The 23718-nt window shown below is 54.6% G+C and carries 21 protein-coding genes, 1 tRNA gene and 1 pseudogene; 8 read left to right on the top strand and 15 right to left on the bottom strand.

Translation table 11 applies throughout. The annotated features are described in order from the left end of the window. Positions 1-15: 15 nt before the first annotated feature. The 8 genes from D888_RS0111945 to D888_RS0111910 form a co-directional block, all read right to left on the bottom strand. Positions 16-1311 carry a glycosyltransferase gene (locus D888_RS0111945; RefSeq protein ID WP_020676793.1) on the bottom strand — a complete coding sequence of 432 codons (1296 nt, stop codon included), beginning with the start codon at positions 1309-1311 and terminating at the stop codon, positions 16-18. Continuing rightward, positions 1308-3575 carry a hypothetical protein gene (locus D888_RS0111940; protein WP_020676792.1) on the bottom strand — a complete coding sequence of 756 codons (2268 nt, stop codon included), beginning with the start codon at positions 3573-3575 and terminating at the stop codon, positions 1308-1310. The genes D888_RS0111945 and D888_RS0111940 overlap by 4 nt, the downstream gene beginning before the upstream one ends. 291 nt (positions 3576-3866) lie before the next feature. Then, on the bottom strand, positions 3867-6053 hold the full coding sequence (locus D888_RS0111935; RefSeq protein WP_020676791.1) for an HD domain-containing phosphohydrolase: 2187 nt from the start codon (positions 6051-6053) through the stop codon (positions 3867-3869). Positions 6054-6063: 10 nt separating this feature from the next. Beyond that, positions 6064-6681, bottom strand: a complete 618-nt coding sequence (locus tag D888_RS24775) for a prepilin-type N-terminal cleavage/methylation domain-containing protein (RefSeq protein WP_020676790.1) — start codon at positions 6679-6681, stop codon at positions 6064-6066. A gap of 125 nt (positions 6682-6806) precedes the next feature. After that, positions 6807-8360: a DHA2 family efflux MFS transporter permease subunit gene (locus D888_RS0111925; RefSeq protein ID WP_020676789.1), complete on the bottom strand. Its 1554-nt coding sequence runs from the start codon at positions 8358-8360 to the stop codon at positions 6807-6809. A gap of 26 nt (positions 8361-8386) precedes the next feature. Continuing rightward, on the bottom strand, positions 8387-9493 hold the full coding sequence (locus tag D888_RS0111920) for an HlyD family secretion protein (RefSeq protein ID WP_020676788.1): 1107 nt from the start codon (positions 9491-9493) through the stop codon (positions 8387-8389). A 13-nt stretch (positions 9494-9506) separates the two neighbouring features. Then, a complete protein-coding gene (locus D888_RS0111915; RefSeq protein WP_020676787.1) occupies positions 9507-10763 on the bottom strand; it encodes a TolC family protein in 1257 nt (418 codons plus the stop codon). Further along, positions 10756-11184: a MarR family winged helix-turn-helix transcriptional regulator gene (locus D888_RS0111910; protein ID WP_020676786.1), complete on the bottom strand. Its 429-nt coding sequence runs from the start codon at positions 11182-11184 to the stop codon at positions 10756-10758. The genes D888_RS0111915 and D888_RS0111910 overlap by 8 nt, the downstream gene beginning before the upstream one ends. A gap of 571 nt (positions 11185-11755) precedes the next feature. Here D888_RS0111910 and D888_RS0111905 point away from each other — a divergent pair. Both D888_RS0111905 and D888_RS0111900 read left to right on the top strand, forming a co-directional pair. After that, positions 11756-12544 (top strand): TIGR00266 family protein, encoded by a 789-nt coding sequence (locus D888_RS0111905; protein ID WP_020676785.1) that lies wholly within the window; start codon positions 11756-11758, stop codon positions 12542-12544. A gap of 44 nt (positions 12545-12588) precedes the next feature. Continuing rightward, entirely contained in the window at positions 12589-13476 is an 888-nt protein-coding gene (locus D888_RS0111900; RefSeq protein WP_020676784.1) for a radical SAM protein, read from the top strand. Between the two features lie 69 nt (positions 13477-13545). Here the strand turns inward: D888_RS0111900 and D888_RS0111895 are convergent, their stop codons facing one another. Beyond that, on the bottom strand, positions 13546-14811 hold the full coding sequence (locus tag D888_RS0111895; protein ID WP_020676783.1) for an acetate kinase: 1266 nt from the start codon (positions 14809-14811) through the stop codon (positions 13546-13548). 318 nt (positions 14812-15129) lie between these two features. Between D888_RS0111895 and D888_RS0111890 the strand changes: the two genes are divergently transcribed. Next, the gene (locus D888_RS0111890; protein ID WP_020676782.1) at positions 15130-15297 is read left to right on the top strand and encodes a DUF362 domain-containing protein; all 168 of its coding nucleotides are present in this window, start codon (positions 15130-15132) and stop codon (positions 15295-15297) included. Positions 15298-15382: 85 nt separating this feature from the next. Here D888_RS0111890 and D888_RS0111885 read toward each other — a convergent pair whose 3' ends face one another. The 3 genes and pseudogenes from D888_RS0111885 to hpt all read right to left on the bottom strand — a co-directional run bounded on the left by D888_RS0111885 (position 15383) and on the right by hpt (position 17255). Then, positions 15383-16498 (bottom strand): DUF3426 domain-containing protein, encoded by a 1116-nt coding sequence (locus D888_RS0111885; RefSeq protein WP_245555012.1) that lies wholly within the window; start codon positions 16496-16498, stop codon positions 15383-15385. Between the two features lie 54 nt (positions 16499-16552). Next, positions 16553-16651, bottom strand: a pseudogene (locus D888_RS24990) (zinc-ribbon domain-containing protein); the annotation flags it as partial. A gap of 70 nt (positions 16652-16721) precedes the next feature. Further along, positions 16722-17255, bottom strand: a complete 534-nt coding sequence (hpt, locus tag D888_RS0111880; protein ID WP_020676780.1) for a hypoxanthine phosphoribosyltransferase — start codon at positions 17253-17255, stop codon at positions 16722-16724. A gap of 168 nt (positions 17256-17423) precedes the next feature. Here hpt and D888_RS23170 point away from each other — a divergent pair, with 168 nt between their 5' ends. From D888_RS23170 to D888_RS0111860, 4 genes are all read left to right on the top strand, one after another. Further along, entirely contained in the window at positions 17424-18104 is a 681-nt protein-coding gene (locus tag D888_RS23170; protein WP_020676779.1) for a DUF1573 domain-containing protein, read from the top strand. Between the two features lie 87 nt (positions 18105-18191). Next, positions 18192-18626 (top strand): QcrA and Rieske domain-containing protein, encoded by a 435-nt coding sequence (locus tag D888_RS0111870; protein WP_020676778.1) that lies wholly within the window; start codon positions 18192-18194, stop codon positions 18624-18626. Positions 18627-18635: 9 nt separating this feature from the next. Then, positions 18636-19736 (top strand): cytochrome b, encoded by a 1101-nt coding sequence (locus D888_RS0111865; protein ID WP_020676777.1) that lies wholly within the window; start codon positions 18636-18638, stop codon positions 19734-19736. Then, positions 19733-20518, top strand: a complete 786-nt coding sequence (locus D888_RS0111860) for a cytochrome c3 family protein (protein WP_020676776.1) — start codon at positions 19733-19735, stop codon at positions 20516-20518. Before D888_RS0111865 ends, D888_RS0111860 begins: the two co-directional genes overlap by 4 nt. Before the next feature lie 248 nt (positions 20519-20766). Here D888_RS0111860 and D888_RS0111855 read toward each other — a convergent pair whose 3' ends face one another. Next, a complete protein-coding gene (locus D888_RS0111855) occupies positions 20767-20961 on the bottom strand; it encodes a hypothetical protein (RefSeq protein WP_020676775.1) in 195 nt (64 codons plus the stop codon). A gap of 43 nt (positions 20962-21004) precedes the next feature. Beyond that, positions 21005-21877 carry an MBL fold metallo-hydrolase gene (locus D888_RS0111850; protein ID WP_020676774.1) on the bottom strand — a complete coding sequence of 291 codons (873 nt, stop codon included), beginning with the start codon at positions 21875-21877 and terminating at the stop codon, positions 21005-21007. Positions 21878-21963: 86 nt separating this feature from the next. Between D888_RS0111850 and D888_RS0111845 the strand changes: the two genes are divergently transcribed. Continuing rightward, a tRNA-Arg gene (locus tag D888_RS0111845) sits at positions 21964-22040 on the top strand. A 92-nt stretch (positions 22041-22132) separates the two neighbouring features. On the opposite strand, the gene D888_RS0111840 is transcribed toward D888_RS0111845, so the two are convergent. Beyond that, positions 22133-23467 (bottom strand): radical SAM/SPASM family putative metalloenzyme maturase, encoded by a 1335-nt coding sequence (locus D888_RS0111840; protein WP_020676773.1) that lies wholly within the window; start codon positions 23465-23467, stop codon positions 22133-22135. Positions 23468-23718: the final 251 nt, after the last annotated feature.

Raw genomic sequence — 23718 nt, 5'->3', positions numbered from 1 at the left:
GTCCGGAGGTGCGGTTCAAGTCTGTTCTTCATGATCGGGCCGGTCCCTGACCGCGTCAAATGCCGCGCCGCATTTTGAACTGATCAGATTCCATTCGGCATGCAAAGATTCTCGCAGCGTATCCCAGCCGGCGAGGGTCTTCGCATGATGGTTGCGCTTCAGCTCAAGGGCTTCCCGATAAACCGCTTCAAGGCGTTCGGTGCTGGACTGCCGGGAAAATTTGACCGCAGTTCGCAAGGCCTGTTTTTGCCAAGCGCTTAACCCCTGCGCTGTGGCGGCCGCGGTGCTGATGGCGCTGACAAAGTCGGAAACCGTCGCGCTCTGTGGTAACAGCCGGCCGTTGATCCGGTCGCTAACGACGTCACGAACGCCGGGCGCATCAAGTGCGATGACCGGCCGCCCGGCGGCCATCGCTTCGGTCAGGACCATGCCCTGGGTCTCCGAAGTTGACGCGAACAGGAACAGGTCCATGGCGGCATAGCAGTCGGGAAGATCGGTCCCCTGTAAGTCTCCTGCCATGACCAGACGTTCGGCCAGCCCTGCGACCGCAAAATCATGGCAGATCTGCTTCTTTGATGGACCGTTGCCGGCGATCAGAAAAACCCGGTTATTTACGCTGCGACAAGCCTTGATGGCGGCTGCCGTCAGATAGTTCAGGTTTTTTTCCGGGGCCAGTCGTCCAAGGTGACCGAGGACGAAGGCGTCTGCGGCGATGTTCTGTTTATGCCTGAAGCGTTGACCATCGCCCCGAGAGAAATAATCTGTATCGACCCCGGTTGGAATAACCCGGCAGGGCGTACTGACCCCACGTGTTTTCAGGAGCGCGGCGATGCTCTCGCTAGGCGCGATGACCAGTTGGCAAAGATTGGCGAAGCGGGTCGCCAGGTCGATGACAAAGCGCTGCATGAGTGGCGAATCAAAGGGGACGTAATGGGTGTAGCGCTCGTGCAGGGTATGATGGGTGAAGACCACCGGAAGATGGCGGATCCGAGCCGTACGGATCGCGGCATCGCCGAGCAGAAAGGGGTGGTGGCTGTGAATGATGTCCGGCGCGAACCGGTCAAGCTGACTCTTGAACTGTCCCGGCAGCAGAACGCGCACGGAAAAATCACTGCCATTGAAATTTTGAATAGCCGGGACACGCACCACCTGATTTCGAGAGTCGATGGTCGGATCCTGACCGGGGAAATTCGGGGCGACCACCAGCACCTGGTGCCCGCGTTGGCGCAGATCCTCGGCAAAGGTCGCCACCGAGCGGGCCACCCCGCCGACGTGCGGCAGGAAGGTATTGGTAAACATGCAGATGTTCATGCGCTCACCAAAATCATGCGCTGAGGTTTGCGATGTGCTTCGAGGACCTGCGAACGATAGCCCGGCAGCCGCGCTTCGAGGGGAGGGGGCAGGCCGCGCCAAACTGCGTTGAGTTCGAGAAAATGTTCACCCGCCTTTTTGAACAGCCTCAGGCTGATCGCGCCCCAGGGAGTCGGGGTCGGCCCGAAGCTGAGCGTTTCGGATGACTGCAGCCATTCCGGGAAAATTCCCGAGAGCAGGATGAGGCCTCCGGCTTCTTCGCGAAGAAACATGTTTCGCAGTATCATCACCCATTCGGCCGCGGCCCAACCGTGTTGGCCGTCCCCCATGCAGCCGCCGCCGCTGAAGGGGTGGATCGCCTCCGGCCAATGCCCGGTGGGCGTCGCCAGCGTCGCCACTCGTTCGACCAGCTTGCGGTACTGTAGGTCGCCGTTACGGAGTAAGGTCTGAGCGACGCTCAGGGTCAGGTAAGGATTGATCCCGGAATGAATCATGTCCTGGAAAAAAGCCCCGTCGACAAAACAGTTCTCCTGTAAAAATGTGGCGGTCCGAGCCACTCGGGAGTCCCCGGGCGCAACCAGCTGCAGTGGATAGTCTGCCGCCAGACAGCCGATGGCGCCGGAATCCAGGCGTCGGTAGGGCGAAGCAGGGATCGCGCCCCGGCTGCGCTGTTCGGGAATCTGGGCGATGCTGCGCCAGACCGCGGCGCTGAATTCGGCTGCGGCCGTGGCATATTTGGCGGCGCGGTCAGTTTCACCGACGCGGTCTGCCAGTTTGGCGGCGGCCTGCAGTCCGGCGACACCCCAGAAATCATCCCAATAATAATAATCGTTGGGCCCGAAATGTTCGGCGCTGAAGCCAGGTGGTAACAGACCGGCATGCGGGGTAGCGGGCTCTGCGGCCAGCCGCTTGCGCAGAATCCATTCGGCGCCTTTCCAGAGGACCTTCTGCCAGGCTGCAGGGAACGGTCTGCCGCTCAATTGCAGATAGCGTTTAATAATCCACAGGACCTGGCCATTGGAGTCCCATTCTCCCTCCTGGCTGCAAAAATAGCCGGTGAGCTTCTGCCGCACTGGAAAGCTGTCCAGGCAGCGGCGCGCGCGTTCTTCCAGGCCGAGACAGAGCATGGCGTTGAGCATCAGGCAGGCATCGCGGAACCAGAAGCGGTTGTAGGTGTAGGGACCGGGCACGACCTCACCGGCGGAGAGCAGGGTCAGGGTACGGACCGCCGCCGTATACAAAAAGCTGAAGCGCTCATGCGGAATATTCAGCTGGGCAGAGCCAGCCAGGGCTTCCGGCCAGCTGTTGCACGAGTGCGATCGTTGTACGGCGGTGCGCCCGGTTTTATCGAGCCCAGCGCGCAGGTCGACAAACACTTCGAGAGGTTCGGTTGGTTGCTCATCAAGTGGGAAAATCACCGCCGCTGTCGCCATGCCGACCTTGCAGTTGGTCCCGGTTTCTCCCCCTGCGTCATCCAGCCGCCGACTGACGTCACCCTGGGCATAATTGGCGAAGAGCAGACGCGCTGGCGCATGTGAAAAGCGCACGCCGGTTTTATCATTGACCAGCAGACAGTTTTCCTTCGGGTCGAAACGGAGGGTTTCGACAAACTCGATCCCTTCGGGGTTGTAGGGCCGCAGGCTGATGACCAGGGCTGACCCTGGCGGTCCTGATCCCTGCAGTTGCCAACGCAGCTGCGGACTGGTATCCCAGCACTCAAGCCAGATCCGACCTCTCAAGCCGAGATCCTCAAGCCGACAGGTGGTTACCACCGCCAAGTCCGGCTTAAACCGCCATTCCTGGTCGACCTGCGGTAGTTGGGAGGGGAACAGCCGGCGTCCATCGGTGGTTATCAGCCAGGCGTCCAGTGACCAGCCATCATGCAGCGGGGTGAGCAGACCGCGCGGATCGACAATCGGGTAAATCGGCAAGTCGGGGCAACCGACCGTCGTCCAGTTACGCTGGGTCAGGTTGATATGGGTGAAGGAAAAGGCCCGGGGGATAAAGGAGGGGTCTCTGGGATCAAATTGTTTCACGACCCAGTAGGGCCAGACCCAATCGAGATTGTGCTGAATCGCCCGGGTATTGATCAGCCCCCGAGCATGGAACACGATCCCCGCCCGTAGCAGTTCAATCGGTTCCAGGACCTCACTCGGCTGTGCGAAGTGCCGCAACCGGGCCAGGAGCGTCAGCGGGTCGATCAGGCCATAGCGGCGGGCCGCCGCTTTAATCAGGTAGTTCCAGGGAATCCATCGACTGAGCATAACCCCTTCCTTTTGCCGGCTTTATCGGCAGGTTACCCGCGAATCTCAGCGTGCGGCAAACAGCAAAATAAGCCTATGAATTAGCCTGTTGCCTTACCTGGAAGGGTATCATGAGATCTGAAATCAACAATACGTGTCGGGTAATTTCTGGCGCGCTCTGCGATCTGTCCGCAGGTTTCAGCGCAGGTTATTTAACTACGAGGACGGTCAGAACGGGTGCAGTTGGCAAAACAGGAAGTTGTGATCGGAGCACCGTGGCTTGAGCACGGAAATGTTTAAAGTCCGACGGAGTCAGACGTCGATCTTGTCCATGGTGGTACTGGTCGCCAGAGTCGTCGCTTCGAGCAGGGGGAACTCGATAGGCGGTGCATAGTCATAGGGGCTGAGGCTGGGGATAACCTTGTCAAGGAACAGCTGCAGGATTTCGGGGTCAAACAGGCTGCCGCTGTTCTGTGCGAGATATTCCTTGACCCGGTCGATCTCCCAGCCGGGCCGGTAGGGGCGGTGGGAGATCAGGGCGTCAAACACGTCGGCGACGATCAGGGTTCTGGCCTCACGGCAGATCGCTTTTCCCTGCAGACCATCTGGGTAGCCCGAACCATCGAAGCGTTCATGATGCTGCCTGATCATGGGGATGATGGCTTGAAACTTGGCGATCGGTTCGAGGATTTTCGCCCCTTGCGCGGGGTGTTGTTTGAGAATCTCGACTTCTTCCGGCGTCAAAGCGCCCGGCTTGTCCAAAATGGCGGTGGGGCAGCCGATTTTGCCGATATCGTGAAGCAGGGCGCCGCGGTGCAGGTTGTCGAGTTCCGGCACGGACAGACCCATCTGCCGGCCCAGTTTCAGGGCCAGGACGGCGACCCGCTCAGAGTGACCGGCGGTCCAGGGGGAGTTGGCGTCGACGGTGCGCGCCAGGGCCTGGAGTGTCCCCCAGTTCAGCTGATCCAGTTCTTCCACCAGACGCGTGTTGGCCAGGGCAATGGCCACCTGATCCGCGATTTGTCGCACCCTCAGAAGGGACTCAGACGGCAGGGAAGCACCGTCTGTGAATCGCAGGCTGATGCACCCGTTGATCTTATCCTTATGGATAAGTGGTAAGCATAAAAAGGAGCCGGGGGAGGTTGAACCCAGCGGCTCAAGCAGGTTGGCCAAGCAGTCAGGTCTGTCCAGAAGCAGATAGTTGGTGATTCCGGCAAGGGTTTGCAGCTCCTGGCTGCTGAGAATAGTTACCGATTCGCTAAAGGGCTTCTGAGATGCGCCGGGGGGGAAGCAGGTGGTCTGGATGGTATCGGTGCAATCCGGCAGAAACAGTGAGACTGCCGCCAATGTGCAGGGGATGGTTTTATCGATATTCTCCAGCAGGATTTTGATCAGTTTTTGCCGGTCGAGGGCCGAAAGGATCAGACGCACGGTCTGACTGGTCTGGTTGAGCCCGCGAAAATGGCCGTCAATCCGTCTGGTCATGACATTGAACGAGTCGGCCAGTTCGCTGAATTCATCTTTGCTGTGTACCTTGACTTCTTGGGTGAAATCTCCCGCGCCGATGAGGCGTGTTCCGCGTTGCAGGGCGGCCAGCGGGTAGAGGGTGCGACGGACGAAGATGCTGCTGAGGAGCATGACGAGCAGGAGAGCCAGAATGTATATCAGAAGGAAAGAGCGGGAAAACCGATTGAGGGCTAATAGTGATTGTTGTTTCTCCGCATTGACCAGGACCACCAGGTTGTCGGTGTCGAAGGTCCCCTGGAGAAAGACGGTCCAGTAACTGGAAAGATAATTTTTCTGCGCTTCTTCCCAGGAAAACTGGCCGCTGGAGATCTGTTTGGCTTTGGTTAAGGTTTTTGTGAAAATTTTGGAAGAAAGGGGTTCCGAGGTAAAGATCGGCGAGCCGTCTGGCGCCAGAACACTGACGAGAGCCTCTGGAGGAGCTGCCCTTAAGGCCTGTTCCCAGAGCATCTCCGGGTTCAGTTCGGCGACCAGATACTCATCGGCAAAGCGTCTCTGGTCGCGTGCAATGACCATCATCAGGCGAGTCGTTTGCCCCTGCTGGGGAATAAAGATGAGACTTGTCTCTTTGGGGAGATCGTCGGGCAGGGCCAGGGGGGGGAAGGACCCGAACAGCGGCAGGAACAGATGGTTCTGTTTGAACAATCCCAGGGCACGGAGTTTTTTGACTCCGCGGGCATCGATCAGATTCTGGTTCTGTCGCGGAGAAATAGTTGAGGAGTGCGACAAGAACCTGTCGAGGTCGAGCAACTCCGATTCCAGCGAGGTGAGGGAATCGAAGATCGACATACCGGTATTTTTGCTGGCACGCTTGAGGTTTTGCTCAAGCTGCCGGGTCATCTGTTGTTTGACCTGCCAGTAGGAGACTAGCGAAAGGCTGAGCACCGGCACCAGAGCGCAGATGACAAATAGCAGAAAAATACGGCGTGTGAGGGGGCTGGTAAAGACAGAGATGGCGATTTCTTTGGTCATCATCTAGCCAGATTCAATAATTACTGCCCAGGCCCAGGTACCCGCCATTATTCGCCCTGACGATATCATCCTGACTCAGCTTTGAGGTGAGTGGTGAAACACTCTTGCCGTCGGCCCCCATACTGTAGAGGTCATAGTCCGAATTGATCGGGACCAGAAACCGATCTTTGCGCATCTTGCCTTTGCTCGGGTGGTCATCGTCAATATTCAGATACTGGTAGGAGTGCCCCCAGGGGTCGATCAAATTGACACCCTCCAATTCAGTGAGGGAGGAGGGGAACCGCCTGTTCTCGAACTGGTAGATAACAAGAGAAGTTGAAATTGTTTTGATATCGGAAATAGCTACGTTATTTTTTGACCCCTGCATGTAGTTCCGGTAAGCCGGGATGGCGATGGCGGCCAGGATCGCCATAATTGCCATGGTGATCAGCAGCTCTATGAGGGTGAAGCCGGCGTAGGTCTTTTTTGGAGTCCGGTAGACAGCGAGGACGTCCAGAGTGTCGTCCGGTTCAGACCGAAGAATCGACTGCTCTGGTTTAAACCGGCGACAGATGGTTTTCCCGAGCCTAGATCTTTCAGACTTCCCGCTTCTGGTATAATTCCGCGCGCTCTGCTGTATATCGGTTTTCATTTAACAAGCCTTAGTTGTCCCCCTTAGCGTTTTTTACCTTGTATAAGCTTAGTTTTCCGATCGGGCATATTAACGTTCAGGATAAGGTAACGCAAGGTTGTTTTCTTTTTGATTTCGGTTTAGGCCTAATGCAGCCCTGCCGGCGCCTCACCTTCTCCCTTGCGCAACAGGAGCAGGCAGGGGATGACCGTGAGAAAGGCGACTCCCAAAATCCAGAAGACGTGGTTGTAGGCGAGCATCCCCGCCTGCCGTTGAACCAGCTGGTAGATCATCGCCAGAGCGGTGTGTTCGGCTTCACTCGGGGGCACCCCGCGACCGATGGCGGCCTGGGTCAGAGTCGCGAGTTTCTGCTGGAACTGCGGGTTCAGCGGGTTAACGTGGGCGACAAGCTGGTTCTGGTAGAATTGGTTGAAGCGCTGCAGCAGGGTTGCCGAGACCGCAATGCCGACGCTGCCGCCGATGTTGCGCAGCAGGTTGTACATGCCGGTGGCGTTCCCCATCTCCGGTTTGGGGATGACCGACAGCGTGGTGGTGGTCAGCGGCACGAAGATCATTCCCAGCCCCAGGCCGAGGACCATGCGTGGCCAGACGAAATCGAAGTAAGAGGCTTCAAGGGTGAAGCCCTGCATGATGAACATCGCCGTCGCACCGATGGACAGCCCGCAGAAGACGATATAACGCCCCTGTACGCCGCGCGACAGGGCGGCGCCGACAAACGGCATGGTGATGAGGGTCACGACCCCGCCGGGAGCGAGGACCATACCGGCGCTGGTTGCGTTGTAGCCCATCAGGGTCTGCAGAAAGAGCGGGATCAGCATGATCGCGCTGTAAAGGCAGAAACCGAAGATGAACATCAGAAAGTTTCCCGCCGAGTAAGAGACGTATTTAAACAGCCTTAAATTGACGATAGGGTGGGGATGACGCAGTTCGACGAGAATCAACGCGATCAGTGAGAAGAACGAGATCAGGGAGAAGGCCGTGATAAAACCGGAGGCAAACCAGTCCTCCTGATGTCCCTTGTCGAGCACGATCTGCAGAGTGCCGAAAGCGAGGACCAACAGCGCCAGACCCCAGTAGTCGATGCTGATCTTTTGTTTGTTGCGCAGGTATTCGGGATCGACCAGAAAGCTGGCGGCCATGATCACCGCGATGATCCCGATGGGGAAGTTGATATAGAAGATCCAGCGCCAGTTGAGCTGATCGGTGACGTAACCACCCAGGGCCGGTCCGATAATCGGGCCGAACATGGCGCCGATGCCGAAGATCGCCATCGCCATCCCCTGTTCCTTGGGCGGGAAGGTCTCCATCAGGATCGCCTGACTGTTGGGGATCAGCGCGCCGCCGGCCGCGCCCTGCAGGATGCGGAAGAAGATCAGAAAACCAAGGTTCGGCGCCGCGCCGCATAAAAACGAGGCGATGGTGAAGAGCACGATGCAGGTGATGAGAAAACGCTTGCGTCCGAACATGCGTGACAACCATCCGGTCATCGGCAGAACTACGGCGTTGGCGACCAGATATGAGGTCAGCACCCAGGTGATCTCGTCGGTCCCGGCGTTCAGACTCCCCTGCATATGCGGCAGCGCGACGTTGGCGACCGAGGTGTCGACGATCTCCATGATCGTCGGCAGCATTACGGTGATGGTGATCAGCCACTTGTTAATGGCTTTGGGTTGGCTCATAAGAAATTCCGGCGCACGACGAGGTTTCAGTTAAATGGGTCGAGCGTGGCGAGGATATCGCCCAGGCTGCGGCCGGTATAAATGGTCGGTTGGACGCTCATGCCGATGCGTAACTGATGCTGCGGGTCGCTGGAGGGATCGATGCTGATCTTAACCGGCACGCGCTGGACCACCTTGACGTAGTTGCCGCTGGCGTTCTCCGGCGGCAGGAGCGAGAAGGCCGCTCCGGTCCCGGCCATAATGCTGTCGACCCGGCCACTGAAGATCTGTCCCGGATAGGAATCGACCCGAAAATCTACCCGCTGTCCCGGCTCAAGATGGGTGAGTTGGCTCTCCTTGTAATTGGCGATGATCCAGGGGTTATCCAGAGCAACCAGGGCAAGCAGTGGTTGCCCCGTCTGTATATTGTTGCCGACCTGCACCGATTTACGCGTCACATAGCCGGCCACCGGGGCGAATATTCGGGTGTACGCGAGGTTCAGTTTGGCCAGCTCGAGCTCGGCGGTGCGTTCGGCAATCTTGGCCTGTTCGCCACCCACACCGGCGTCGCCGAGCTTGGCTTTGGCCGCGTGCAGCTCTTGCCGTGCCTGCTCCAGGGTGGCCTGTGCGACCCGTTGTGCGGTCTTGAGCTGATCGAGCCGCTCCTGTGGAATGACCTCGTGGGCGAAGAGGGCTGTGCCGCGTTGCAGGTCGGTTTTTGCCTGTGACAAGCGGGCGCGGGCCTGGTTCACCGCGGCTTCCTGGGCGCCGATGATCGCCTGGTTCTCACCAGTGGTATTGCGGGCCTGGGCCAGCAGCGCTTCAGCTTTCGCTACCTGGGCCTGATACCTGGCCGGGTCGAGTACCACCAGCAGATCCCCGGCGGCAACCTTTTGATTGTCGGCGACGGCGATGGTTGCGACCTGGCCGGAAACCCGCGCCGAAATCAGATGGATATGGCTCTCGATGAAGGCGTCATCGGTCGTAAGTTCGACCTTGCTCTTGTACCAAAGCCAGGACGCGGTCAAGACCCCGCTCAGGATCAGAACCGCCAGCACCAGGCCGATTCGACGCCTGCCGTTCCCTTTTGCTGCGTTTTCGTTGTTGTCGACCTGCTTGGTTAGTGCCGGGGTCTGGTTGTCTGTTTCGCTCATTGGGGTAATTCCTTCAAAGTTGTCCGGCGGCGTGACGCACGCGCGCCACGGCTACCTGATAATCGAATTGGGTCCGGACCAGATCGGTTTTGGCCTGGGTCAGCAGGGTCTGGGCATCCAGTACGTCGGTCGCGGTCCCGATCTGTTCCTTGTAACGATTCTGGTTGATACGCAGGTTCTCTTCAGCCTGGCGGATCGCACTCTGTGCCACGGCGATCTGCTGCGCTGCGACTCGCGCATCGTTGCGGGCCGATTGGGTCTCGAGTCGTGCACGCTGTTGCAGGTTGGTCAGGCGTTGTTGTTCGCGGTGCACATTCTCTTCGGCCTGGCGCAGCTTGGCGTTGCGTAATCCGCCATTATAGAGAGTCATGCGCAGCCCGACGGTGGTTGAGTAGATGGTCTGTTCCTGAACGTAACTGTTTTCGACGTAATCCGCGCCAAGATGGGCGAAGAGTTCGGGGCGGTAATCTCCTTTGGCCTGACGCAGCGCCTCTTGTGCGCTCTCGATCCGTTCACTCTGGGCGAGGAGATCGGGGCGGGTCGCCGTCGGTTCAGTCTCAGGTTCGAGACTCGGCAGCGGGCCGGCGCTCAGTTCGCCGCGGGCTTCGGGGGGGCGGGCGGTCAGATAGTTGAGCGTGAGCCAGGCGTTCTCTTCGCTTCCGGCGCGCGCCAGGACCTGCTGGCGACTCGAGGCCAGCCGGACCTCGGCCTGCAGCAGGTCGTTACGCGTGACCACCCCCTGATCAAAGAGCGCCTGGGCGGTGTGCAGGTGAGCCTCTGTCTGGTTGACTTCTTCCTTGGCTGTCTTAAGAAGTGAGGCTGCATTCAGCACTCGGTAATAGGCGGTCAGGGTCTGCAGTAACAGGTCCTGCTCGGTTGATGCGTAGGCGTGAGCAGCTGCGCGGCTGGTTGCGGCGGCGGCGGCGATGCCGCCTGAAGTCCGGCCGAAGTCATAGACCAGCTGATCGACACCCAGGCTGAGATGAGCGTACCCCTGATCCTGGGTCTGGGCACTGTTTCCGCCGATTACCACCTGTTGCGGAGCCTGCTGCTCGGTGTAGCCGGCCGAAAGCTGAACCTGCGGACGGTAGGCACTTCGGGCGCCTTCGGCTGCAGTCGCGGCGAGACGTGGTCCGCTGGCGGCAGCTAACAGGTCAGGGTTCTGTTCACGTACCCGCTGCAGGCAATCTTCAAGGGTTAGAGGTTCGGCCGCTGCAAGCGTCGCGAAACAACCCAGCAGCAGCAACAGACAGAGCAGTTTTCTAGTCATGACGGACACCTCGCAGGCGGTTCAGCAGGAAACAGAGTTGTTCATATTCTTCCGGGGACAGCCCGTCTTTGAGCTGTTGGCGAATCTGCATGGCGAGCGGTACCAGCAGTGATTCAATAGCGCGGCCGGCTGAGGTTAACGCCACCAGGAAGGCTCGCCGGTCTCCGGGGTGGGGCTGGCGGGTGACCAGTCCCTGTTTCTCCAAGCGGTCAATCAGGCCGCTTAAGGTCGTTCGGTCAATTTCGGTCTTCTCGGACAGCTCGACCTGGGAGAGGCCGTCCTGTTTCCACAGGAATCCGAGGAGTGCGAACTGCGGTGGGGTGATCCCGTGTGGTGCGAGCAGATCACGAAATTGGGCGAAGAGATTCTGGTGCGCCTTCGCCAAAAGGAATCCGACGCTTTTCTCAATATCAAAATCCATCCTTCGGCTCTCCCTGGCTATTGTTACAGTGCGGATAATCAGTGTGCGACAGAAAGAGCGAATCCTAACTCCTCACTTGCGGCATGGTCAAGCAGGAAATGCGCAGATAGGGCTGAGTGAGTTATTAATAGAACTGTGGTGGTGGAGGATTGGGCTAAGAGAAGTGTTGACGGGGAGAGATTTGGTTCAAATAGTTTACTGCCCATCCGTTACTACCAAAGCAGGAGGTTAAAAGCCTTGGTAACGCGTATTGAATTGCCGCTATTGACCGCTTGTTCTACGGCCAAGGCCAGTCTTTTGCGGGCGCCTGAGATGTCCAGTGCTTAAGGTGGGAATATGGGGCACAATTAAAAAGTTGGAAGCTATCCTCGATGCTGTCCTGTCAGGGATCAGGTTTGTTCCTACCTATTTCATTATCTCGTCCTTATAGGGAAATAAGAGCGCCCTTTATTATGTTGTATTCACCGGGTCGCAAGGGTCGCCTTCGGGTTCTCACTTTTTTGTTCTGGAGCTCATGCAAAGAGAGATATGCTAGAATGCAGATTTTAAACTGACCTACAGGAGAAGAATAATGCGCTGTCACGAAGTTGATTACACGATTGTCGGTGACGATATGCAGATGGTTCAGATCGAGCTCGACCCGAGTGAGACGGTCATCGCCGAGGCCGGGGCGATGAACTACATGGAGCAGGATATTCAGTTCGAGGCGCGGATGGGGGATGGCTCGCAGGCCGACCAGGGGTTGATGGGCAAGCTGTTCAGCGCGGGGAAGCGTGTGCTGGCCGGAGAATCGATTTTCTTGACCCACTTTACCAACCGGGGGAGCACCAAACGGCACGTCGCCTTTGCTGCACCCTACACCGGCAAGATCATCCCGCTGGATCTTAACAAGCTTGGCGGAGAGGTGCTCTGCCAGAAAGATTCCTTTCTGTGTGCGGCCTATGGCACCAAACTGGATATTGCGTTTCAGCGTCGCCTGGGGACCGGCTTCTTTGGTGGTGAAGGATTTATCCTGCAGCGGATGCAGGGTGACGGTCTGGTGTTCGTCCACGCCAGCGGGACCATCGTTGAAAGACAACTCCAGGGGGAAACCTTGCGCGTCGACACCGGCTGCCTGGTCGCTTTTGAGCCGAGCGTCGATTACAACATTGAGCGTGCCGGGAATCTTAAAAGCATGTTATTTGCTGGCGAAGGGCTGTTTCTTGCGACCTTGAGCGGTCATGGCAAGGTCTGGATTCAGAGTTTGCCATTCAGCCGTCTGGCCGATCGGATTCTCGCTAATGCGCCGAGAGCAGGTGGCTCAAGTAAAGGGGAAGGCTCGGTCCTGGGTGGATTTGGTCGTCTTTTAGATGGTGATTGAGCAGCGCTTGAACTTTAATTTGAACTGACCGTCAGGGTGTCCGCATGTATTATTTTGATTACAATCAGCCGCTTTTTCGTCCGCCTTCAGAAGGGCGCAGCCTGATTTTTCAAATCACTCTCGGGTGCAGCCAGAATGATTGCACCTTTTGCGGCATGTATAAAATGAAGCAGTTCAGCTTGCGACCGGTGGCGGAGATTCAGGCCGAGATGCAGATGATTCCCCTGGCCCGTCGGGCTATGGTGCAACGGGTGTTTCTGGGTGATGGTGATGCACTGGTTTATCCCCAGGCCGGGCTTGGCGAAATTCTCGATCTACTGGCGGTAAATTTCCCCAATTTGACCCGGGTCGCCGCTTATGCTTCGCCGAACAGTTTGACCACCAAGTCGGTCGAAGAGTTAAGGCTCCTGCGCGACAAAAAGCTGCGCATCCTCTATTTCGGGCTTGAATCCGGTGACGATGCGACCCTGTTGCTGATCAAGAAGGGCTTTAATGCCCAACGGATGCTGCAGCTCTGCCAAAAAGCCAAAGATGCGCAGCTGAAGCTGTCGGTCACCGCAATCCTCGGTCTGGCCGGCAGGACGCGTACCCGTGAGCATGCTCTGGCGACGGCCGACTGGGTAACTCAACTGTCACCCGAGTATTTTTCACTGCTGACCATGTTTCGCCGTCACAATGACGCCCATTTTGCATTGATTGATCAACTCAGTAACGGTGAAGTGTTACAGGAAGCCCTGACGGTTGTGCGCGCTCTCTCCCCCCAAAAAACTATTCTGCGCTCCAATCATGTCTCAAACATTCTCCATTTAGAGGGGAGCTACCCGAAGGATCGAGAGCGGATCATCGGCCAGGCTGAACATTGTCTGGTACAAGGGGCGCGCGATCCGGACTGGTACAATCTGGTCCCTGATTACGAAGAGACGCATTATTAGAGGTGTGGCAATAATTAAAGGCCGACGGGATTCCCGCCGGCCTTTGGTTTTCATGTCATTTGTTCATTCTCAGGAGCGTTGAAAGCTGCTCTCGGCGAAGGAGTATTTGAAGTTCATGTGATCGGTGTAGGTCTCTTCCAGGATCGCGGCCACGTCTTCGGTGAAGACCAATTCCTCGTCGGTTGGGATGACGAAGACCTTGACTGGAGAATCGGGGGTTGAGATCATCGTCTCCCGCTTGCGTGTCATAGTGCTGCGATTCTTCGCTTTATCGAGCACGATCCCCATGTGCGACAGGTTCTCCAGCGCTTTTTCTCGTATCAGCCAGCCCATCTCGCCGACCCCTGCGGTAAAGACCACCGCATCCAGGGCGCCAAGCCCCGCCATATAAGCCCCAATATATTTCTTTAAACGATAGCCCTCGATGTCGATCGCCAGTTGGCAGCGCTTGTCGCCTTTTTCTGCGGCGTCAATTACGTCACGACGGTCTGTGTACTGGCCGGTAATTCCGAGAATTCCGGACTTTTTATTGAGAACTGAATCGACCTCTTTGGCCGACAGGCCTTCAACTCCTTGGATAAACATCGGCAAGGCGGGGTCGATATCACCGCAGCGAGTTCCCATGACCGCACCTTCAAGCGGCGTTAATCCCATGGAGGTGTCCACAGAGATACCGTTTTTAATCGCGCAGTGCGAGACCCCGTTGCCGATGTGCATGGTGATGATGTTGCAATCTTTGGGGCTTTTGCCTAACAGCACTGCGGCGCGTTTTGAAACATAGAGGTGGCTGGTGCCGTGAAAACCGTAGCGACGGACGCCGTGTTTCTCGTACCACTCGTAAGGCACCGGGTAGGTGTAGGCAGCCTCAGGCATGGTTTGATGGAAAGCGGTATCAAAGATGGCAATATGTGGCACGTCGGGAAGCACGGTCTGGGCGGCTTCGATCCCTGAGATATTAGGCGGATTGTGCAAGGGTGCGAGGTGCTGGACCTCTTTTATGGTGTTGAGGACGTTCTCGTCGATGGTCACCGAACAGGTGAATTTCTCCCCTCCGTGGACCACGCGATGACCGACCGCCGAGATTTGATTCATATCCTTGACGACACCATAGGCAGTGCTGGTGAGGGTTTTGACGATCAGTTGAACGGCGACCCTGTGGTCAGGGCACTCGTACTCTTCACGATAGGTTTCGCGACCGGGAACTTCGTGAATGATATAAGAGTCTCCGATAGTGACACGCTCGACCATTCCTTTGGCAATGACTTCTTTACGGGTCCAGTCGAAAAGCTGATATTTAACTGAGGAGCTGCCGCAGTTGAGGGCAAGAATATCCATTTTGGTTCTCCTTGATCGCAGTATGAAATACAGAGGGTAAGACTAAAGATGTAGAATCGTGTTTTAGTGTGACTGAAACTGCCTGATTTTTTTTTAGTGAAACGGAAGAATCCCTTGAATCTCGCACAGTTGCGTGCCGAAATGTTCAACAGGCTAGCTCAGAACGGGCCGCAGATGCAAGGACTTTTGGTCATAAAATAAATTCCATTTGGCTACTTTACACCCAAAAAAACTTGCAGTAATGTATACCCCCAATCAATAAGAGGCTGGTGACCGATTCGCCAGTGTCAAACAAACCCTTTAGAGGAGGTAAGACCGATGGCCCATACTATTTCTGATGAGTGCATCAACTGTGGTGCTTGCGAGCCGGTTTGCCCGGTCGAGGCAATTTCTGAGCAGGGCGACGTTCGCGTGATCGATGCAGAGACCTGCACCGATTGTGGTGCTTGCGTTGATTCTTGCCCGGTTGACGCTATCTCCGCCTGATTTTTAGCCGGAGGTAGTCTTGTTAAAAAAAAGGCCACACCGTGATTCCGCGGTGTGGCCTTTTTGGGATTGGTTTCTGCGTTGGTTATTGTGCTGCCGGTTTACTTCCGGCTACTTCGACCACAAACTCAGAGAGAGTTTTCGGGAGTTTGCGAAAGACGATAGTGAAGGGGATCGACTGCCCGGTCGTGACGTTGAGATTGGCCAGAGACTCCCCAAACTGGTTGCCCATGATCTCTTCCATTTTGCTGTAGGACAGCTTTCGCAGGTCATTGTCGCTGATCGGATTGCCACAGAAAATGGTTTTCTGCATCAATTGTTTCCCTGATTTGTCGAAGATAACCCCTTTGACCTGAATGGCCGCTCGCGCCTCGGCGAGGTCATTCACAGCAACCCCCTGAATGACGAAAAGCTCGCCTTCCTGTTTGTTTGTTATAAAGCTGCCCTGCAGGTTTATAAGATGGATATCACCTATCGATTCCGCGACAGAACTTTGTCCCATTAAGGTTGACAGGACTTTTTCAAGGCCTTCTGGGCCATCCTTCCATACCAGAACGCCACCAGCGACCAAAATCGCAAGAATCAGCATCAGGATAATAAAAATAACCGCAGAGAGCGGTCCACGACTTGTAGTTTTACTGGCTTTGGCAGGCAGCGGAGGTTCTGTCGAGTCGAAGTTAATTGCTTCTTCGATTGAGGGCGCAGTTATATCGTCGAGACTGGCGTCTTCATTAAAACTGGCTGCGAGGGGATCCGGGCTTGGCGGTGCCTTGTTGCCCTCTGGATTAAAGCTGAATTGCTCTTGTTCGACGTCAGTTGCAGGATTTGTTGATGGCGGAACAGGGTCTCCAAAGGAAAACGGTTCGTCTTCTTCAGGATCACTGTCTTCCCCGCTCAGGGTAACGTTACCGTATTCATCTCCAAACGAGAAGTCATCATCGTCTTCGTTGCTTGAGGCGTTCTCAAGGGCGGATGGGTCCAATTCGTCACTACTGCCAGAGCCGATTCCAGAATAATCAAGATCGTTGAAGCCGAAGTCGTTTTCTTCAGTCGCGGGTTCTGGGGCTGGAATATTTGCTTGTGCCGGAACTGGTTCGGTCACAGAAGCCAAGTTATCAGGCGGTGGCGAATCTTCGGAAGGTGTATCGACCCGGGGTGACGTGGGGGCTTCCCATGCGGATGGTTCTTCCCTTTGCTGCAAGGGGTTTTCATCAATTGCGGCGGGTGCCGGGGCCGGAGGAGTGACTGCGAAAATATGTTTGCAGCGGGCACAGCGGATCTTTGCCCCACGTTCCGGGATTTTACTTTCCTCGACCCTGAAGCGGGTAGAACATTCCGGGCAGGATATAACCATGGGTAGCTCTCCTGTTTGTTTTATTTAATATAACTTCATTAAGCCGTAGCGATGCTTGGGTATAAAAAAGCTAAAAACCTTCAACGGTATAAATATCGGGGAGGTTGCGATAATGTTCATTGTAATCGAGACCGTAGCCGATAATGAAACCATCGTCCATCGTCATTCCAACATAATCGGCTTCGATATTAACTTCCCGTCGAATCCGTTTGTCGATCAGGGAACAAATTTTCAGGGAACGAGGGTCCTGCAGCAGCAATTTGTTGTACAGGGCTTCAAGAGTGTAACCGCTGTCGATGATGTCTTCAACGATGATAACATCGCGTCCCTTGATTGGCATTTCGAGTTCCTTGCGGAATTCGATGATCCCTGAAGATTGGGTTCCCGATCCGTAGCTGGCCAGACGCACGAAGTCAATCATGGTCGGAACGCTGATTTCCCGGATCAGATCTGCAACGAACAAAAAAGACCCCTTGAGAACACCGACCAGCAAGATATCTCTCTGGGAGTAGTCTCGACTGATTTCCTTGCCGAGACGACGGATCTCCTCGGCGATGCGTTCACGTGAATAGAGGATTTTCCATTTTTCGCGGGGGATTGGCACAGGGGACTCCTTGTTGCGTGATTGATCGCTTTCTATAACAGCTAGAAGACCGTGATGTCAACGAAATGGGACCTTTTTCGGGCTGGTTCACTTTGCGAGGATTGTGTTATGATTTCGAAACTTTGACTCTGTTTTAGACTACTTTTTCGTGTGAAAGGATTTCACCCTGTGCAAAAGTTGATCGTTCTCCTCTGTTTACTGTTGATTCTGCCTATTTCTGCCTTTGCAGCACCTGATGTTACGAGCAAGGTGTTAAATTATAATTTCGGTGAAGTAGCACAAGGAGACAAAGTCGGTTATACTTTCCGCTTCAAAAATAGTGGTGATGAGATGCTCGAAATCTCCTCCGTGAGCAGTTCTTGTGGATGTACGGCGGCGCTGCTTTCTTCCAAAAGGGTGGCGCCGGGGGATATGGGAGAGATCAAAGCGACCTTTGATTCAGGCCGTTTCCGGGGTCATGTCAGCAAAACAATTACCATGACCAGTAACGCGGCCACCCATCCTCAGGTGTTTTTTAAACTTGAAGGGACGGTCAAGGAGCTGCTCGGTATTTCGATGAACCACATCTCCTGGGTTTGGCACGCGGTTGATCAAACTGAAGTCACTCAAATCATCATCAGCAACCAGAGTGAGAAGAAAATTACACTTCAAACTCCTGCGGTTACAAATCCTCAGTTGACTGCGACTTTGGAAAAACATGAACTTCCTCCCGGTGAGAAGACGTTTTTACGCGTCAGCGGTAAACTTGGTGCCGGAGAAGAACGTCTGAACGGATATATTGTCATTGGAACAGACTTCGGGCCGATGCCCCAATTGCGTGTCTCTGTTTCGGGTCGCTTGATTAAATAAATACAATTTTTGAACTGCTAAAGTGTTTACTTGTAAATCTGTTGCCGGAATGTTTTTTTTCTAACCCATCTAGCAGGAGGGTTCCACATGGATGGAAATTCTGAAAGTAATCAACAACGTCGGACGTTTTTAGGGATTCTCTTGGGTGGTGTCGGTGTAGTTCTGGCCGGTTTTTTAAGCTGGCCAATTTTCCGTTTTCTGGCGCCGCGAGCCGGAGCGGGCGAAGGGGCCAAAGTTACGGTTGCCAAGGCTGAGGTAAAGGTCGGAGGGGCAAAGTTTTTTGCTTTTCAGGGACATCCTGCGGTGTTGCTGCAACCGAAGCCAGGCGAATTTGTCGCTCTGACCGCCGTCTGCACCCATCTTGGATGTATCATCAAGTGGGTCGATGCTAAGGGTGAATTCCTTTGCCCCTGTCATGGTGGCCGCTTCTCTTCCGAAGGCAAGGTTCTTGGTGGTCCGCCGCCAAAGCCGCTTAAGTCATATACCGTTACTATTGGAAATACTGACCTTGTGGTCGGATAGGAGGGCTTGATGAATCTGCCAAAATTGGCCGCTGACTGGTTGGATAACCGACTGGGCGTCAAGGATCTGATCCATCAGAATATGGGTGGATACAAACTGCCGCGCAACGTCAATATCTGGTACACCATGGGTGCCGTGCTGATGGCGCTTTTTGGGTTACAGTTTTTAACCGGAATCCTGCTCCTTATTTACTATGTACCTGATACCGAAAAAGCTTTTGCCAGTGTGACCGCAATAATGAATGTGGTGCCGTTCGGCTGGCTGTTCCGATACCTGCATGTGGTCGGCTCGAATCTGATAATTATCTTTCTGCTCCTGCACATGATGTCTGTCCTATTTATGGGCAGTTATAAACGTCCTCGCGAACTGACCTGGGTCTCGGGTTTCACCTTGCTGAATCTCGGCCTTATTTTTTGTTTAACCGGGTATCTTCTCCCCTGGAGCCAGCTCTCTTTCTGGGCGACTACCGTTGCTACCGATGCGGCCGGTGCCGTTCCGTTCATCGGTGATTCCCTTGTGGCTTTCCTGCGTGGTGGTGTTTCTGTCGGCGGCCCGACGTTGGGACGATTCTTTGCCTTACACGTCATGGTGCTGCCGTTGGCGCTAATGGGTCTGGTCGGATTCCACCTTTTTTGTGTTCGCCGGGCGGGGATCTCTCAGCCGCCTTTCGGCGAGGCATACAAACCACGAGTTTTTGGTGCGGCCTTTGAACATGAGCATCATCCTGACGGCGTACCTTTTCATCCTAACTACACCATCAAGGACATCGGGATGGTTTTCTTCGCCCTGGCGATTCTGGTGGCGATCAGTTTTTATGCCCCCTGGTTGTTTATCCCCCCTGATGCCCTTGTCCCGGCCGATCCCTTTAACACTCCGGCACATATCAAACCTGAATGGTATTTTCTCTGGGCCTATCAGACCCTGAAGATTTTCCCCAGCAAGTTGATTGGCCTGGCTGTGCAGGGCGCTGCCATGACTTTTCTTGCGCTGTTGCCGTTTATCGATTTCGGTCCCGAACGCCGACCATTTAAGCGGCCGCTGTTTCTTACCTGTTATCTTCTCGGCACGTTGCTGTTTGTCGGGTTGTCGATTTGGGGGCACTTCTCATGATACGTAAACTTTTGCCTTTTTTGATGCTGCTGGTGTTGTGTACGCCGGTACTCGCTGAGGATACGGTTTGTTTGCAGTGCCATAGTGGTCAGGAAGGCCGGCTCAGTGCTCCGGTCGCATTATGGAAAACCAGTGTGCACGCAGCCAATGGTATCTCTTGTAACGATTGTCATGGCGGCGACCCCACTGATTTCGCTACGGCAATGGATCCTGCAAAAGGGTTTTTAGGCGCACCTAAATACGCGGATGTTCCTGCCTTTTGTGGTCGTTGTCACGTGGGTGTTCTCAAAGATTACAGCAGTAGCGCCCATGGCAAGGCTTTAACCAAGGGTGGTCCCCAATGTGTTGTCTGCCACAGTAACCATGCAGTGCAAAAGGCATCCATTGACCTGATCAACGAAAAGAATTGTACGCGCTGCCACAGTTATGAACGGGCGGCGAAAGTCAAAGCCGCAATCAGTCAAACCGAAACAAAACTGCAGCAACTCGAAGGTCAGGTGGAGGGTCTGCATCGGGTCGGCATTGACACAAAACAAATCAGCGGCGAGATCTTTTCCACTCGAAACAATTTTCGGCGGCTCTTCCACACGGTCAACGTCGAAAAAATTCACGCAGCTACTGCTGGGTTTACCACCCGGTTGGATAAAATTAGTGCACAGATGAATGGAATCGAGGATGATCTTTCGCAGCGTAAAATGTTTGGTGGATTGGTGGTTCTCCTGTTAATCGTTGGTGGTTGCATCGCGATGCTCATCCGCAAGAGTTATCACGAAGAAGAATAATTCGACTCATCATGAGTAAAAAGCGTGGCAGAGTGTCGGTCTTAGGACCGCATGTGCCACGCTTTTTTGTTTATCGCTCAAGAGGGTATTGAAACGGGCAGGAAGATCTTATGTTGTCGGGTTTGCGCGCCCCGATTCCCGTTAGGGGATGACTGGGGCAAGAGCTTTTGTTCAGACTTCTGGATAATTTGAAATGGTTTGTAATTACGCAGGGACTACAGTAGGGCTTTCTTCTTTGGTCTTTGGTTTTAGCTCTCACTCTCACCGGTCTTGACAAGTGCTTCCTCCAGATAAATATGACTATTCTTCTGGCGGGTCAGGGCTTGTTTGAGCTGCTCCTGAGTAAGGAAGCCCATATCAACAGCTTTGTCACCAAAGCGGGTATCCTCGTTGCGCTGCGTCAGGTTTACCCTGGCAATCTTGGGTTGAGTCATCAACTGCATATCGAAGACAATTCCACCAATCTTGCGATTGGTATTTCAAGCCTCAATTCATTTTTTTGGACAGTTGTTGATAGGCCCGCTTGATATTCCCAGATTTGAAAATCTCATATCCTGGCAGGTCTTCGTATTGAGGCAGAGAGAAGTTTTGAATAGTTGTGGCAAGATTTTCGCCCTTTTCGATATGGGACAGCACCTCAGTAAGGAAGTCCTTGAGGTAAATTTTGAAATCTCTGACCTCTTTCATTGTGCTCACCGGCCCGAACCCGGGGATGACCTTCTCGGCGTCGATATTTGAAATTCCTTCAAGCGCTATGACCCATCCACGCAGAGGACCGTCTCCTAAATAACCAGCACTGTTAACATAGACCAGGTCGCTGGTGAACAGGGTTTTACTTTGAGGGATATACGCGATCAGGTCTCCCTCACTGTGGGCTGCTCCAATATTGGTCAACACGACCGAGCGTTCGGTCCCTTCGATGGTGAACCCTTCCTGAAAGTAGATGATTTGGCCGTTTATCTGACGCACCTCTTGCTTGATAGCCTGGCGTGTCTGCAGGGTCATGATGATGTTTTTCCCCGGGGGAAAATCGAAGTCGACAAAAGAAAAGCCCTTGTGGTGGTGCGCCACAACAAAGAATTCAATCGGTTTGGGGCTAATCTCTGCGGCGGCTGCGGTGAGGTCGTTAATCGCCTTCTTGGATAAGTGGGCGCCTCCGACGACGAGGTAATATCCGAGGTCAACGATAAAGCCGTTGGATGTTGCGGCACCGCCGGCGATTGCCAGCGCAGCGTATACGCCATCCGCAACCTTCTCAATGGTGTAGCTTTTTTGAGCCGCCTCGACGGGAAGCTCTCCACCCCAAATAAAACTGAATGTCAGTGCAATAATAATAATTTTTAAAAGGATATTTTTCATAAATGCTGGAGAGCCTTTATTGTGGCGGGTTGCGAGGTTTTGAAGTTGCAATCATACAACAATTGCAGTATATAGTAACGCCTTGCGCGCTCGTAGCTCAGCTGGATAGAGCACTGCCCTCCGAAGGCAGGGGTCGCAGATTCGAATTCTGCCGGGCGCACCATAAATATTAAAGGGTTAGCGATTTTTCGCTAACCTTTTTTTCTTCTGTTTTTATTTTTGTGTTTGAGTCGGAAAATCCTGCAACGTTCTGGGTTAGCGCAGGCATTGAAACAGCCCCATACACCAGAGACAACTGCCGCAGGGCTCGCTGTTGATGTGGCAGTCCTGTTCGAATTTTTCTGTTTGCACATAGTCGCAGGGGGCCAGTCCGCAGCCGGAGCAGTAAGGGTAGTCGTAGCGGGTGACGTTTTCGCGAAAAGTCTTGAACTCGGGTGAATTCCAGATCTCGAGAATCGGTTGGTCGTTGAGATTGCCGAAGACCCTGGACCTGACCTGTTGCGCCCAGCCGCTGGCGAAGCAGTGATAATTGTGCCACAGGAAATAGCAGGGGTGAACATCCCCCTGCCAGGAGAAGAAGGCGCTGCCGTCTTCGACAAATTCGCAGCGTCGATTCTCCTTGAGCACCACTTCCGGAAGATTCAGCTCCAGTCCTTCCTTTTTGGCGATCCGCGCAGCTTCGGTGAAAATCTTATCGACCTTTTTAAGCCAGGCGGTATCCACCAGAAACAACTTCTTCATATCAAGAAAAACCTGTTGTTGTTCGGCATCTGCCTTGAGCTTATCGACAAATTCGACGACCTTTTGCTCGGCTGGGCTCTTGGTGTAATTCCAGACGATCCTGGGATATTGATCGATATTTACCCCGACTGCGGCCGCTTTTTCACGCCACTTATACAACAGGGATATGGCCTGCCCCGAGCAGGACTCATAGACCGATTCGGCCGCGTGTTTTTCTGCATAGGGGAGGACATGACTGACTAACGCAAAGGTCGCCCCGCGACTGGCCGCCCACTTGAGGGTATCGGGGAGTTCGGCGAGGTTGCTGCGCATGATCACAATCTCGACACCGATTTGAAAATCCGGCCTTCCGACACTGACTTTGGCTTTTGTCAGGGCCTCAAAGGCTCGCCCCAGCCCGGTAATCTCCGCGCCCTCGCGCATCTTGCGCAACATCTCAGGCGTCACAGCATCGACTGAGATACAGATGCGGTCAAGGCCGGCTTCAAGCAGGGCACGGGCACGCAAGTCATTGAGCAGTAGGCCGTTCGACTGAAAACCGACCCAACTGCCGCTGGGCATCAGTTTCTTCGCTCGCGCGATAAAGGTTTCGAGTTGAGGATGAAGCAAGGGTTCACCAACCCCGTTAAGGATCAACGCCTCAGCCCGGGGCAGGGCGGCTTCGAGAGCAGCAAAGGTTTTCAGCGGCATCTCGCCTTCGATGATACCGCAGTCGCCGGTTTGCTTGACACACATAAAGCAGCCCAGATTGCAGCTCGTGGTGGTTTCGACAAACAGTTTACTGGGGTAGTTTCTGAGGGCTGGGGGGATTGCAGGCGTATTCTGCTCGAACTCGGGCAGCTTTTTCATAGGGGAGCTCCATACATTTATCAACTACTCTGACATGCAATGATTTGGACGGTGCCCACAACGGTTCCAACCATTCGATGGACATTACCTTACTGCATGAACCTTACTTAAAATCCGGGAGGAATGATAGCCACCCCGAAGGATACCAGATGAGGGTTATTTTTTTATGAAAGGACGGTGCTATCGAGTCCATTGAGGCCAGAATCGATAGCACCGTCGATCAGCATAAAAAAATCACTGCGGAGGCAACA

This window comes from Geopsychrobacter electrodiphilus DSM 16401 (genome assembly GCF_000384395.1).
Classification (GTDB): Bacteria; Desulfobacterota; Desulfuromonadia; order Desulfuromonadales; family Geopsychrobacteraceae; genus Geopsychrobacter; species Geopsychrobacter electrodiphilus.
The sequence above is the reverse complement of the archived record's forward strand: the minus strand, read 5'-3'. Positions and strand labels throughout refer to the sequence as shown.